This is a genomic window from Paenibacillus sp. RS8 (assembly GCF_041956825.1).
In the GTDB taxonomy this organism is placed as follows: Bacteria; Bacillota; Bacilli; order Paenibacillales; family Paenibacillaceae; genus Paenibacillus_AQ.
On sequence record NZ_CP168131.1, the window covers coordinates 4563839 to 4577664 of the forward strand.

The following is a 13826-nucleotide window of genomic DNA, read 5'->3' on the forward strand; positions in this document are numbered from 1 at the left end:
ATACTTCTTATTTTTATTAACAAATCCGGTCCCAGAGGGGCCGGATTCATCTATTAAGAGTATCCTCACTTGAAATATCAACCTTCCAAAAGGGGATGAAATGTAGTGGAGAATCATGAAATTGAATGGAAAGAAGAACAGCAGCGAGTAGACGGAGTGACCAAGCTTTTGTCGGCCCATATCCGGCGTTTATCTGAGGAGCTCGGACTTCATCGTAGTGATGTGGTAGATATGCGGAAAGACTTCTGGGAAGAGGTTACGGTAAACTTCAGTAGTCCAGATGATTTAGGGGAAACTTCAACAAGTCTTCGCCAACAATCCCAAATCTTGAATGAACGCGAACGCCATCATTTACAGTCAAGCAAGGCACTGAAAAAATATAAAAAGCTGCTCGTCTCTCCATACTTTGGGCGTATTGACTTTACAGAAGCACCAAATGGAGAAACTGAAAAGATATATCTAGGAATTGGATCTTTGATGGAGGATGATGGCACCTTCTTGATCTATGACTGGCGGGCACCCATATCGAGCTTATATTATGACGGAGCACCTGGTCCTGCAGCTTATGAAACGCCTGGTGGACTAGTTTCAGGCACAATGAATCTTAAGCGGCAATTTGTAATAGCTGATGGTGTTATTGAAGTGATGTTTGATACTGGTGTTACGATCGGTGACGAGCTTTTGCAGCAGGTGCTTAGCCATAGTGCCGATGATCGAATGAAGAGTATTGTAGCTACCATTCAGAAAGAGCAAAATGCGATTATCCGTAACGATAAAAGCCGGATGCTGGTTGTACAGGGTGCAGCAGGGAGCGGGAAAACCTCAGCTGCACTGCAACGGGTAGCTTATCTTTTGTATAAATACCGTGAAGTTCTGCAGGCAGATCAAATGCTTTTGTTCTCGCCAAACCCACTGTTTAATAGCTATGTATCTACCGTACTCCCAGAGCTAGGTGAAGAAAATATGCAGCAAACCACCTTCCAAATGTATTTGGAGCACCGTCTGGGACATGAATTTCAGCTTGAAGATGTCTTTAGTCAAACAGAAAGCCTATTGAATGCCCCTGACGGCCCTGAGGTGGCTATACGCAGAGAAGGCATCGCTTATAAATCATCCGTACCTTTTCTCGATGCAATTCGTCGATATGCTACGATGCTTGAGCATGAGGGCATGATGTTCAAACCCTTAATGTTTCAAGGAAGGGCAGTCGTCAGTAAGGAAGAGATGGAACGTCACTTCTATGCTTATGATCCAGCCATTAAGCTAGCGAACCGTGTAGACCTGATGACACGTTGGCTGCTGAAGAAGATCGCTGATTTTAGTCATGAGGAAAGAAATGCTTCATGGGTGGAAGATCAAATTGAGCTATTGGACTCCAGTGATTATCATCGTGCTTATCAGATGTTGCGACGTAAGAAGAAAGCTACGCAGGATAGCTTTGATGATTTTGATACGGAAAAAGAAGTGTTATCCCGGTATGTAGTCAGCCAACGCTTAAAACCACTGCGCGGGTGGACTAAACGAGGCCGTTTTGTGGATGTTAAGGGGTTGTACAGTACGCTGTTTACTGATCGTGAGCTTATGGAACGTCTAAATGGTGTTAATTCTCTACCGGAAATCTGGGATGAGATCTGTGAGCAAACGCTAAAATCTATCGCAGTGAACGAGCTGGCTTATGAAGATGCCACTCCATTCCTGTATTTAAAGGAGCTAAGCCAAGGCTTCCGTACCAACACGTTGATTCGTCATGTGATTGTGGATGAAGTACAAGACTACTCCCCTTTCCAATTAGAGTTCATGCGCCGTTTATTTCCAAGGGCTAAAATGACCGTATTGGGTGATCTGAATCAGGCGATTTATGCACAAGGTGAAGTGCTAGGCGATTTGTCTAGTTTAGTTAGCATCTATGGTGAAGAAAATACAGAAGTGATCTCATTAACCCGTAGCTACCGCTCCACTTATGAGATTGTGGAATTTACCCGGGCAATGATTCCTGGCGGAGAACGTATTGTGCCGTTTAATCGGCGCGGAGAAGAACCTCAATTAAATGTAGTATCTAGCGAGGATGAGCTTCTAAATGCAGTTGAAAAGGATATCCGGAATTTGCAATCAAAGGGGTATCATTATGTGGCTGTCATCTGTAAAACAGCAGAGGAAAGCGCACGGGTTCACGATGAACTACATAGTAAGCTACCGGTAAGGCTCGTTACGAAGGAAACACCGAATTTCCAGAAGGGAACACTGGTGCTACCTGCTTACTTAGCCAAAGGTGTGGAGTTTGATGCTGTTATCATCTACGATGGTTCAGCTGAACGATATGGCAGAGAAAGTGAGCGTAAATTGTTCTATACAGCTTGCACTAGGGCTATGCACTTGCTTCATATTTTTAGTCTGGGGGAACCGAACCGATTCCTTCCAAACGTAAATGCGAAGACCATGATTGCAAATTCGCTGTAAAGCCTAATCTTTTAAACTTAAGATCGTCCTTTCGCTTTGGCGGGGGACGGTCTTTTTGTATGGATGAATAAAGAGGGATGAACAAACCACAATATAGAGAGTCGCAAACAATGCAAAGGTGGTCAGTTCATGAAGGAAAGAAAATGGGATCTGTTTGCACTAGCATCCATTCCACTTATTATGACCCTCTGTAACTCCATGTTGTTGCCTATTTTGCCGCAGATTTCTAAAGAACTCGGCATTAGCTCTTTTCAGGTGAGTATGCTGATTACTGTCTATGGATTGATGGCTATTGTGATGATCCCTATTGCAGGGTACCTGTCTGATACGTATGGACGAAAAAAGGTGATTCTTCCGAGCCTGATCATTGCTGCTATTGGTGGTATCATCTGTGTGGTGGCGGCTTGGCTTATGAAGGGCATTAGTGCTTATTGGGTCATTCTGGCCGGTCGTTTGTTACAAGGCATAGGCGCGGCCGGTGCTTTTCCGATTGTGCTGCCCTTTGTTGGTGATTTGTTCAAGAAAGAAGAGGATGTAAGCAAAAGTCTGGGAATCATTGAGACCTCTAATACGTTTGGTAAAGTACTCAGCCCGATTCTTGGCGCTTATCTCGGTTTATGGCTCTGGTTCGCACCTTTTATCGCAATTCCTGTTCTATGTCTAATCTCATTTGGCTTAGTTTTGTTTCTGGTTCGAAAGCCGGAAGCAAAGGAACAGCCTGAGAAACAGAGTATACGAGAATTTTTAAATGGAATTGTGAGTATTTTGCGTAAAAAGGGACGATGGCTGTATGCTATTTTTGCCATAGGTGGTATCTGTATGTTTGTGACCTTTGGCGTTCAATTCTATTTATCAGAGATACTGGAATCTAAGTATAAAATGCATGGGGCGATGAAGGGGTATGTACTGGCGGTCCCGTTAGCCTTGTTATGTTTGTCCTCGTATGGAACAGGAAAGATTATTGGTCAGAACAAAACGCTAATGAAATGGCTTGGCTTTGGGGGGATGGTATTACTAACTGCAGCAATGATCTTTGCAGGGTTCAATAAAGGCATTTATTTCTTAGTTGGATTTATGGGTTTAGGCTGTGTTGGAATTGGGATTGTTCTGCCTTGCATGGATGCATTGATAACAGAAGGGATTGAAAAGGAGAATAGTGGAACTATAACCTCTCTCTATAGCAGTATGCGGTTCATCGGGGTATCTTTGGGGCCGCCGGTGGTATCGCTGCTGATGAGCAGTGGACATTGGGTATTGTTTGCTTTGATGGCTACAGTTGGCGCTATCGGTGGTTTGCTGACCTTATTTGCAGTTACGCCAAGCAAAGGAAGCAAGGGGGAATCCGGTGTGAAAGAAACAGAGAAGATCAATCCCCGCCTTTTGTCAAAGCGTGTTCGTCAGACTTCGGCGATGTCCATTGATGGAAAAAAGAGCTATCCTTAAGCTACGTTGCCATAGCTTCTGGGATAGCCCTCTTGATAAAAGAATAAAAGACTCTTCTTATGCCTGTGGTACGGATTCCCAATCCTTCAGGAAGCGTTCAATACCGTTATCTGTCAGCGGATGCTTCCAGAGGGTTGGCAGGAGCGAACCTGGGATGGTAGCAATGTGAGCACCAGCAAGCGCTGCTTGCTCTACATGTGCAATGTTACGAATGGATGCTGCAATAATTTCGGAAGTCATGCCGTAGTTGGTCAGGATAGTCTTTAGATCCTTGATCAGCTTCATTCCGTCAACACCGATATCATCCAGACGTCCTACAAAAGGAGAGATATAAGTTGCGCCTGCTTTTGCAGCCATCAAGCCTTGAGCCGCTGAGAAGACAAGCGTTACGTTAGTTTTGATACCTTTTTTAGTAAGCTCATAACAAGCTTCCAAGCCATCTTCAGTCATAGGGAGTTTAATGACAACGTTTGGAGCCCATTCAGCAATTTCGTATGCTTCTTTCAGCATTTCTTCTGCTGTCAAACCGATTACTTCTGCGCTAACAGGACCTGGAACGATGGCGACGATTTCTTTGATAACATCTTTAAACAATCTTCCTTCTTTAGCGATGAGCGACGGGTTAGTCGTTACGCCATCCACTAATCCGAGGCGAGTAATACGTTTGATCTCTTCAATATTTCCGGTGTCCAAGAAAAACTTCATTTTAAGTTTCCTCCCTTGATTTCCATATGGATTGACAAACAATATTCATATTTTCATTATGAGACATGTCAAACGAAGTTTCAACTGTTATTTTGAATATTTCAAAATAACTTTATAGATTGAGGGCCTTTTACACTTGTTAAATCGAAGATAATATAAGATTGGTCTATGCATCTATCCATGATAATATATAATCGGTATTGTTATTATGGCGTATTGGGTGGGACGTGATGAAATGTACTCAGTATTAGTTATTTTGCTTGTGCTCGTGTTGTCAGTTGCCGGATTCTTGGCCTATCAAAACAGCAAATTGGTATCTAATCAGAAGAAATTAGGAACTTTATCACGTAATCCTGCACTAATGTATTCTATTTTTGACCAATCTTGCACTGCTAGTGTGGAAGATCCAGATGTAATTCCTTTAATTCAATACACAGTTTTTGTGGAGTCCAGTGGACAGGTAGTTGTGAATAAGCCTTTGGCTATCATTAATCTATGTAGAGTTAGCGCGGGTAAAGGGGATTTAGTTCTGGCTGATGTCGAACGTAGTGTGCTAGAGTGCATTAAATCGGCAGCTCCCTCGGATTCATTCATTACGCATAAAGCTTACTTACATAGGGCTGCTAACCACGCTGAAAAAGAGATGATCCTAAATTTAGAGGATGTAGTGAAATTTCAATATACATAAGGCAGAATGAAGATTATTGATTTTTTCGGCTGCAAGAAGGATAATACGAAATTGGATACAAGAAATGAGGGAAATAGAGTGCCGCCCGTTACAGAAGTGAATTTTGAAGTGGTTGACCCAGAGAATGCTGATTTAAGAAAGCTTATTACGTTTCTGGATGAGGAACTGAAGATGCGTTATCCGCACGAGACGATCTATGTCGTCGATTTCGAGGATCCCAAAGTAAAAGAAATGACTTTCGTAGTAGCCTACTTGAACGGTAAACCAGTGGGTTGCGGCGGGCTTCGTCCATTGGATTATATCGGCACTGAGAAGTCTGCGATGGAGTTGAAGCGTTTTTATGTAGATTCTAGTTATCGCAAAATGGGCATAGCTACTAATATGCTGTTATTCCTTGAGGCACAGGCAATCGCTGCCGGCTTTAGGGAGATCCGATTGGAGACTGGAATCAAACAGCCTGAAGCGATTGCGCTTTACGTCAAACACGGCTACCAACCGATTGATTTGTTTGGGCCCTATATCGGTGATCCGGATAGTCTCTGTTACGGCAAAATATTGGATGTCGGTGCTTAACCGGAATCCTACTGAATTATGGGAATTTCAAGTTTACTATAAATCTTTATAACGGATAACATGGGGGGTATTTATATGAGCATCAATGTTAAACAATTAGCAGCAGAAAAAGCAGTAGAATACGTAGAAGATGGAATGAAGGTAGGTCTGGGTACGGGATCAACTGCTTACTGGGCGATCCGTAAGCTTGGCGAACGCGTCAGTGAAGGTCTAAAGATTACCGCAGTTGCGACTTCACGCGCTTCCGAGGAACAAGCACGAGAGCTAGGGATTCCGCTGGTAGCTTTTGGTGATATTGATAGTCTGGACCTGACCATTGACGGAGCGGACGAGCTGGACAACAGTTTGCAACTAATTAAAGGCGGCGGCGGCGCTTTGCTTCGTGAAAAGATTGTAGCTAGTAATAGTACTCGGATGATCGTGATTGCCGATGAAGGTAAAGTTGTAAGCACGCTAGGCAAATTTCCACTGCCAGTGGAAATCGTTCCTTTCGCCTGGGAGTGGACTGTAGCGGAGCTTGCTAAACTGGGTTGCCAACCCGAATTGCGCCGTAACGGAGAAGAGTTGTACAAGACGGATAATGGCAACTACATAGCGGACTGCCGATTTGAAGAGATAGAATCTGCGCCAAAGCTTGCATTGACCATCCAAAGTATCCCGGGTGTTGTAGATCACGGCCTATTTATTGGAATTGCAGCGATGGCTATTGTTGGTAAACATGACGGAAGCATCGAAATAATAGAAGCTCAATCTAAGAATTGATTAACCGCAGACTTAGAGAAACTAGCCGTTCATGGCCGCTAAAAGGATTGACACGGGTAGTACTAACTCTGTATAGTGCTACTGTTATCTATTGGATGTTTCTCGGATTTGGACGTGAAGTTCACACTGGAGGTCCTCTTCAGTACAATCTGGTTCCATTACGTACGGTGTCACTTTATTTCAACTTGGATAACGGGTTATCACTGATCAACCGGCTAGTGAATCTGCTAGGGAATGTTGTGGTTTTTATTCCATTTGGTTTTCTTTGGCCATTAGTAAAGACACGTTCGATTTCTTGGCTTAGGATCTCGTTATATGCTGTCCCTTGCATACTGCTTTTGGAGTGCTTACAAATGCTGCTGCATGTGGGAAGCTTCGATATTGATGATTTACTATTAAACATGCTAGGTGTGTGGATAGGCTACGGATTGTTTCGAGTGATTAGCTTTAAAAGTAACAAAGAAGGAGAAATGTGAAGAATGTTGATTGATCTTAAACCCCTCATTGGTACACCTGAGGTGAATGAGCTGTTGACCTATGCGGTCATTGATGATCCGAGTGCCCTACAGCAGACCTCGTCTGAGTATAGCGAACAAGCCGGGTTTAAACTATACGGGTGGGAAGAGGAAGAATTACTGCTTGGTCTCGTGGGCTTTGAAGAAACAGAAGATGGCTCTTTGGATATTCGGCATATTGCTGTATTGCCAGAGAACAGAGGAAAAGGTTATGCACGGGGGATGATTCTGGAGCTGCTTACTACGCGGCAGCCGCGTTATCTTGTAGCAGAAACTGAGGATGAGATCGCTGCAGATTTCTACCGTAGTCTTGGTTTCATGGTGTACAGCCTCGGTGAAAATGCAGCAGGTATTGAGACGCTGAGATGTGTCTATGAAGTGGATGAGATCGAGGATGAGGAATAAAAAATATGTAGAAGACATAAAATGGCAGGTCGAGATGAATTCTCGGCCTGTTTTTTTGTTGTGCAGATCATAAATTATTCAGCAGAATTGTAAGTTGACTTTTGAAAAAAATGGGATTATAGTTTGACAATGAAACTGTTCTACAGTCGAACTATATTTTTGGAGGTAGGAAGCTTTGGAGGATGAGGTTCAGCATTGGATTAACCGTTATATGGATGCATACATGATGGTGACAAGACAAGTAGCGGCAAGAATTAAGGATAGTATTGCTGCGGATACAACGAATGATCAGTATCAAATTCTGCGTCTGATTAATGCTCAGGAACAATGTACGTCTACATATCTAGCAGAAACCTTTTGCGTGGGTAAAAGCTCCATTACAGCGATAATCAACAGACTGGTGCAAGCGGGCATTATCGAGCGAACCCGAGACGAGAATGATCGTCGTCAGGTGTATTTATCGATGTCTGAGCATGGCAAAAGAGTATTTGAAGCAGCAGAGTCGCAAGTACATGAAGTGGTGGCCCCGTATTTGTTTCATTTTGAAAAGAAGGATATTGAAATGTTCATCATGATGTTTGAGAAACTGGCGAATTTAATTCAGAATGATAATGGAGGGAAGAGCCAATGAAGACGATTCTAAAAGCAAGATGGGCGGTCATCGCAATCTGGCTCGCTGTAGCGGTTGTGCTAATGATGACGGCCCCATCGTTCTCAGATCTTGTCCGTGAGAAGGGGCAGGTCACGGTTCCAGAGGGATACCCTTCATCAAGAGCAGCAGAAATCATGAAGGAAGCGGCAAGTGACAAGGGTGGCGAATCACTCCATCAGGTAGCTCTTGTATTCAATAACCCGAAGGGGATCGGAGCAGAAGAAACAGCAAGTATTCAACAGGGCGTTGAGAAGCTGGCTGCGAATAAGGAAGCTCTACAATTAGATTCTATCACCGATCCTTTTTCACAAAGCGAGCTTAAGGATACGCTGATTGCCAAAGATGGCAAGACCATTATGGTGGCGTTGTCCGTAAAAGGTGAAGGAGAGGCTGTTACTGCGCTGCCAGATAAAGTGGATGAATTGCTTACAGATGTTAAAGCAGATCATTATTTGACCAGTGAAGGTCTCATTACAGAAGATATGATCGCAAGCTCAGAAGCAGGGCTAAAGAAGTCGGAGTATATTACAGTTGTATTTATTCTACTTATTCTATTCGTCGTTTTTCGTTCATTTGTAGCGCCTTTTGTACCGCTGCTGACAGTAGGTCTCAGCTATATTGTATCCCAGTCTGTCGTGGCTTTTTTGGTGGATCGTTATGATTTTCCATTATCTACGTTTACTCAAATCTTTATGGTCGCCGTCATGTTCGGGATCGGTACGGATTATTGTATTCTGCTGATCAGCCGTTTTAAGGAAGAAATGATGACCGCAGAAGATACCAAAAGTGCTATTATTGCAACTTATCGTAAAGCTGGAGGAACGGTTTTCTATTCAGGCTTAGCGGTGTTCGTAGGTTTTGTAGCGATTGGATTATCGAAATTCATTCTTTATCGTTCAGCAGTAGCTGTTGCAGTTGGAATTGCCGTTATGCTATTGGCACTTGTGACGATTGTTCCGTTTTTCATGGCGGTTCTTGGCAAAAAGCTATTCTGGCCTTCCCGTGGCAAGCTGGAGCATAGTGAGAGCCGGATTTGGGGATGGGCAGGTTCTTTTTCTTTAAAAAGACCGTGGGCCGCTCTTCTAATTGTTGCAGTAATCGTATCCCCCTTCTTACTCACTTATAGCGGTAAGCTGTCCTTTAACAGCTTGGAGGAAATCGGCTCGGAATATGCTTCGGTAAAAGGGTTCAATATTATTTCGGAGAGCTTCGGACCAGGGGAATCAATGCCTGGCAAGATCGTAATCAAGAATGATGATCGCATGGACAATTCAGAATACCTGGGTCTTGCGGAGAAAATCAGCCGTGAGCTGGAAAAAGTGGATAGCGTAAAATCTGTTCGCAGCATGTCACGTCCAACAGGTGAGCTAATTAGTGATTTCTTGATTCCTAATCAAGTTGGTACACTTTCTGATGGATTGGATCAGAGTAACGAAGGACTGACCAAGATCCAAACCGGATTGTCTGAAGCAAGTAAACAGCTTAGCGATAATGCTCCCAAACTGACAGAGGCTGTTGCGGGAAGTGCTAAACTGACAGAGGGCACAGCAGACCTCAAAGACGGAATCGTTGCTTTAGGCACCGGGCTAGCCCGGATTGAGAGCGGGATAAAGAGTGGCTCAGCGGGTGCCGGAGAAATCAAAGCCGGTCTTCAGCAGGCAGCAACAAGTGCTAAACAGTTAGCAGATGCTAATACGAAGTTACTTGAGGGCTATAAAAAAATCGGCGGCGGCTTAACCCAGCTGGATGAAGGACTAGGGCAGCTTCCGAAGCAGCTACAAGGCGCTGCAGAGGCATTAAAAGGACTGGACGGTTCCTTCGCTGGCTTAGAGAGCAGTTATCCGGAAATTGTTCAGGATGTAAATTATTTGACGATCAAAGGCACAGTAGCACAAAGTGGTACGGGTGTAGCGCAGCTAGCAGCCGGTCTTGGTCAGGTTTCAGAACAGCTTAAAGGTGCAGCTACTGGTTTAAATGAAGCGAATGCCGGTTATGCCAAAGCTGCGGCTGGGCAAACCGCGCTCGCGCAAGGTTTAGCTAAGCTTGTAGCTGGAATCGGCCAACTGCAATCTGGGCTCGATCAGGCGGCAGCCGGTCAAGGACAGATCGTAGATAAGATTCCATCTATCACAAGTGGTCTTGATCAATTGCAAGGCGGACAGAAGCAGTTAGCGGACGGCTTTGGTGAATTGACAGGGCAAATTGGAGCCTTAACCACTGGACTAAGCGATAGTGCTGATGGATTGAAGCAAATTACAAGCGGTCTGGGCTCGGCACAAGAATACTTGAATCAGATTCAAGCGGCTAAGGATGAAGAGCTGAGCGGATTCTTTGTACCAGCTGAGGCACTTAAAGCTGAAGGTATAAAGCAGGTATTTGATACTTACTTATCTGATGACCGTAAGGTGATGACATTGGACGTGGTATTCACCGAGAATCCTTACAGCTCAGAGGCTATAGATAGTGTGGGTGATATTCAAGCAGCAGTAGATCGTGCAGTAAAAGGAACGAAGCTTGAAAATGCTGAAACAGCTATTAGCGGGGTTACAAGCAGTCAAAGCGATTTGCGGAATATTTCCAATGAAGACTACTCGCGTACAGTAATCTTAATGTTGAGCGGTATTTTCATCATATTAGTGTTACTGCTTCGTTCAATCGTAATGCCGATATACCTTATTATTTCACTTTTGATCACTTACTTTTCAGCGCTGGGTGTTACGGAGGCTATTTTCGTTAATCTACTGCACTATGAGGGGATTACCTGGACGACGCCATTCTTTAGTTTTGTTATGCTGATTGCACTAGGTGTGGATTATAGCATTTTCTTAATGGCCCGGTTTAACGAAAATAAAACTTGGGATGTAAAAGAAGCGATTCTACACGCCATGCGCAATATGGGTACAGTTATCCTATCTGCTGTAGTTATTTTGGGAGGGACCTTCGCTTCGATGTATCCTTCAGGGGTACTGTCGATGATGCAGATTGCAACAGTAGTGCTCGTGGGATTGGCCCTGTATGCTCTAATATTCTTGCCATTCTTTGTCCCTGTTATGGTACGGATCTTTGGCCGAGGAAATTGGTGGCCATTCTCAGTTAAAGAGAGCGGAGAAGCTAACAAACAGGATTTAAATATGTAAATGGGGACTATATCCCATTTATGAAAATCAGAAGTCATAACAAATTGTTTTTTGCAGCCAGTCACCGATCACTGAATCGGTGACTGGCTTTTTATTTGAGTAGAATGAATTGCTTCGATAGGGCATTACTAGCGGGGAAAACTACTAATCCATTCAATTGTTATGGGTCTTTTATCCATTGTTGTCTGGTTCTTTAGGTTATTGTTATTATGTTTTCAGAAAATTATAATAACTCTGGATTCGTTTTCAAAGTCTCCAAATTACAACTAGAAAGCGAGATGATGAATGATGAAAGTAAACATGAAGATCAGCAGTATCGCAAAAAAGGCTGCTCCAATTATAATTACAGCTGGGGTTATTGCTGGAGTAGGACTTATTATCGATACCGATAAAGCATTTGGACACGGTTATGTATCCGAACCTGCAAGTCGTGCGAAGCTTGGTGCAGCGAATAATGTGGGTTCTGTTCAATATGAGCCACAGAGTCTAGAGGCGCCAAAGGGCTTCCCATTGGCGGGTCCTGCGGACGGGAAGATAGCATCAGCGGGTGGCATGTTCGGAGGAATTCTGGATCAACAAACAAGTGATCGCTGGATTAAACATGATATGGTTGGCGGATTAAATGACATTACTTGGTATATTACAGCACAACATAGAACAACAAAATGGCATTACTATATTACGAAAAAAGGTTGGAATCCTAATGCACCGATTAAACGTTCTGACTTAGAGCTTATTGGAACTTTTGAGAATGGCGGTAAACAGCCTGAGCGTTCTGTGACACATAAAGTAAATGTCCCAACTGACCGCAGTGGATATCATGTTATTTTGGCTGTGTGGGATATTGATGATACAGCAAATGCCTTCTACCAAGTGATTGATGTGAATCTAAAAAACGGTGATTTAGGACCTGGGGTACAACCAGATACAGAGAAGCCGTCGACGGTAACAGGGTTACACACGATGAGTGTAGAATCGAGCACTGTAGACCTTATGTGGGATGCTGCAACAGATAACGTAGGCGTAGATCATTACTTGATTTACCGCGGTGAGAACATTGGTAATGCGAAACAAGTTGGTATTTCCTCAACAACGAGCTATAAAGACATAACTGTAGGATCCGGCAAAATCTATACATATTACATCGTAGCTGTGGATCGTGCAGGAAACACGTCAGGCTCAAGTAATATTATTGTTGTTAGCACACCAAACCCGGAAGAGGTTATCCCTCCAGTGGAAACAGCAGATACTGTGAAGCCTTCGATGGTTGAGGGGCTGCATACCATGTCAGTGAAACACAATAGTGTTAATCTAATGTGGAACGTCGCCCAAGATAATGTAGGTGTTGATCATTATGTTGTATATCGGGATGGTGTTAAACTGACCCAAACCAAGGAAACTTCCTATACGGATTTAACGGTACAAGCTTCCACTACGTACAATTATTATGTGAGAGCTGTGGACGCTGCTGGTAATATTTCAGACAAGAGCTCTTTGTATACAGTCACAACCCTTGTGAAACCCGTATTACCAGATGTAGCAGCTTGGAATGCATCCGGGTTGTATATTGTTGGAACAAAAGTTGAATACAAGGGTAACCTTTATGAAGCTCGAGTGACATTTAGAAGTTATGGTGATAACAACTGGAATCCGGAGTCGGCATTATCACTCTGGAAATTAGTAACGAAATAACGAATAACATCAATACACCGTCTAATTTCAAATAGATTATAAAAAAAAACGGAAATCATTTCTGGTCATTAGAAATGGTTTCCGTATTTTTAGGTTAAGAAGCCTTTAAAGTTTATTTCATCTTGGCGAAAAAGCTGCGTAACGCCCAACCGCGTTCTTGCCGTTTTTTATATTTCGGCAGTGAACGATAAACAGCGGTGGATTCTTCGAACGCTCGTTTCGCATCTTCTGATCTGCCAAGTGCTTTATACATAGAGCCGGCTAGATAATACGCCTCAGAGGAAGAAGACTGGATTTCTTGATACTGAGTAACGTAATGTAATGCTTTATCATGATCCGTATGGCGAAAAGTTTCAGCTAACCAAAGATAAGGCTGTCCATATCGGGCCTTACTGTTGATCTCCAGACCTCGAAGCATCTGTGCCTCGCCTTCCTCCAAAGCGCCCAGCTTTAGATTCACATGTCCAAGCTCTACCCAATATTCAGCAGATTGTTCATAACGGTCCTCGATTTGGAGTAGGAGCTCCTTTGATTCCCTGTATTTTTTACGTTCAGCCAAACTCCGAGCTAAATCAAATTTGGATGAGACATCATTAGGATTCAAAGAAATGGTTGTACGCAGCTTGGAAATTTGACGCATTCTTTTGAAGGGCTTTGTAATACTGGGGAAGATGCCCACATATCGTCGATCCAAGAAATATAAGATAAGAAGCAGGATGAATATAGCCAGAAAAGGGTTGCCCACTAATCTGAAGAGCAGTAAAACACCAATAAATTTAAGCATAACTTCCCTCCAT

General features: G+C 43.4%; 12 protein-coding genes. 10 read left to right on the forward strand and 2 right to left on the reverse strand.

The window, feature by feature from the left end; all coding sequences use genetic code 11:
- The first annotated feature begins 105 nt into the window (after window positions 1-105).
- Both helD and ACDZ28_RS21530 read left to right on the forward strand, forming a co-directional pair.
- Entirely contained in the window at window positions 106-2457 is a 2352-nt protein-coding gene (gene helD, locus ACDZ28_RS21525; RefSeq protein ID WP_042126957.1) for an RNA polymerase recycling motor HelD, read from the forward strand.
- Window positions 2458-2586: 129 nt separating this feature from the next.
- Window positions 2587-3900 (forward strand): MFS transporter, encoded by a 1314-nt coding sequence (locus ACDZ28_RS21530; protein ID WP_375102717.1) that lies wholly within the window; start codon window positions 2587-2589, stop codon window positions 3898-3900.
- Between the two features lie 57 nt (window positions 3901-3957).
- Here ACDZ28_RS21530 and fsa read toward each other — a convergent pair whose 3' ends face one another.
- Entirely contained in the window at window positions 3958-4605 is a 648-nt protein-coding gene (fsa, locus tag ACDZ28_RS21535; RefSeq protein WP_042126959.1) for a fructose-6-phosphate aldolase, read from the reverse strand.
- A 208-nt stretch (window positions 4606-4813) separates the two neighbouring features.
- Between fsa and ACDZ28_RS21540 the strand changes: the two genes are divergently transcribed.
- The 8 genes from ACDZ28_RS21540 to ACDZ28_RS21575 all read left to right on the forward strand — a co-directional run bounded on the left by ACDZ28_RS21540 (window position 4814) and on the right by ACDZ28_RS21575 (window position 13029).
- A complete protein-coding gene (locus ACDZ28_RS21540; RefSeq protein ID WP_375102718.1) occupies window positions 4814-5293 on the forward strand; it encodes a hypothetical protein in 480 nt (159 codons plus the stop codon).
- A gap of 6 nt (window positions 5294-5299) precedes the next feature.
- Entirely contained in the window at window positions 5300-5866 is a 567-nt protein-coding gene (locus tag ACDZ28_RS21545) for a GNAT family N-acetyltransferase (RefSeq protein WP_375102719.1), read from the forward strand.
- An 81-nt stretch (window positions 5867-5947) separates the two neighbouring features.
- The gene (rpiA, locus tag ACDZ28_RS21550) at window positions 5948-6628 is read left to right on the forward strand and encodes a ribose-5-phosphate isomerase RpiA (RefSeq protein WP_139328475.1); all 681 of its coding nucleotides are present in this window, start codon (window positions 5948-5950) and stop codon (window positions 6626-6628) included.
- The gene (locus ACDZ28_RS21555) at window positions 6625-7104 is read left to right on the forward strand and encodes a VanZ family protein (protein ID WP_052414579.1); all 480 of its coding nucleotides are present in this window, start codon (window positions 6625-6627) and stop codon (window positions 7102-7104) included. The genes rpiA and ACDZ28_RS21555 overlap by 4 nt, the downstream gene beginning before the upstream one ends.
- A 3-nt stretch (window positions 7105-7107) precedes the next feature.
- Entirely contained in the window at window positions 7108-7548 is a 441-nt protein-coding gene (locus ACDZ28_RS21560; RefSeq protein ID WP_042126964.1) for a GNAT family N-acetyltransferase, read from the forward strand.
- A 175-nt stretch (window positions 7549-7723) separates the two neighbouring features.
- The gene (locus ACDZ28_RS21565) at window positions 7724-8179 is read left to right on the forward strand and encodes a MarR family winged helix-turn-helix transcriptional regulator (RefSeq protein WP_042126966.1); all 456 of its coding nucleotides are present in this window, start codon (window positions 7724-7726) and stop codon (window positions 8177-8179) included.
- A complete protein-coding gene (locus ACDZ28_RS21570; RefSeq protein ID WP_375102720.1) occupies window positions 8176-11337 on the forward strand; it encodes an MMPL family transporter in 3162 nt (1053 codons plus the stop codon). The genes ACDZ28_RS21565 and ACDZ28_RS21570 overlap by 4 nt, the downstream gene beginning before the upstream one ends.
- 285 nt (window positions 11338-11622) lie before the next feature.
- Entirely contained in the window at window positions 11623-13029 is a 1407-nt protein-coding gene (locus tag ACDZ28_RS21575) for a lytic polysaccharide monooxygenase (protein ID WP_375102721.1), read from the forward strand.
- 112 nt (window positions 13030-13141) lie between these two features.
- On the opposite strand, the gene ACDZ28_RS21580 is transcribed toward ACDZ28_RS21575, so the two are convergent.
- Window positions 13142-13813, reverse strand: a complete 672-nt coding sequence (locus tag ACDZ28_RS21580; protein ID WP_375102722.1) for a tetratricopeptide repeat protein — start codon at window positions 13811-13813, stop codon at window positions 13142-13144.
- Window positions 13814-13826 lie beyond the last annotated feature (13 nt).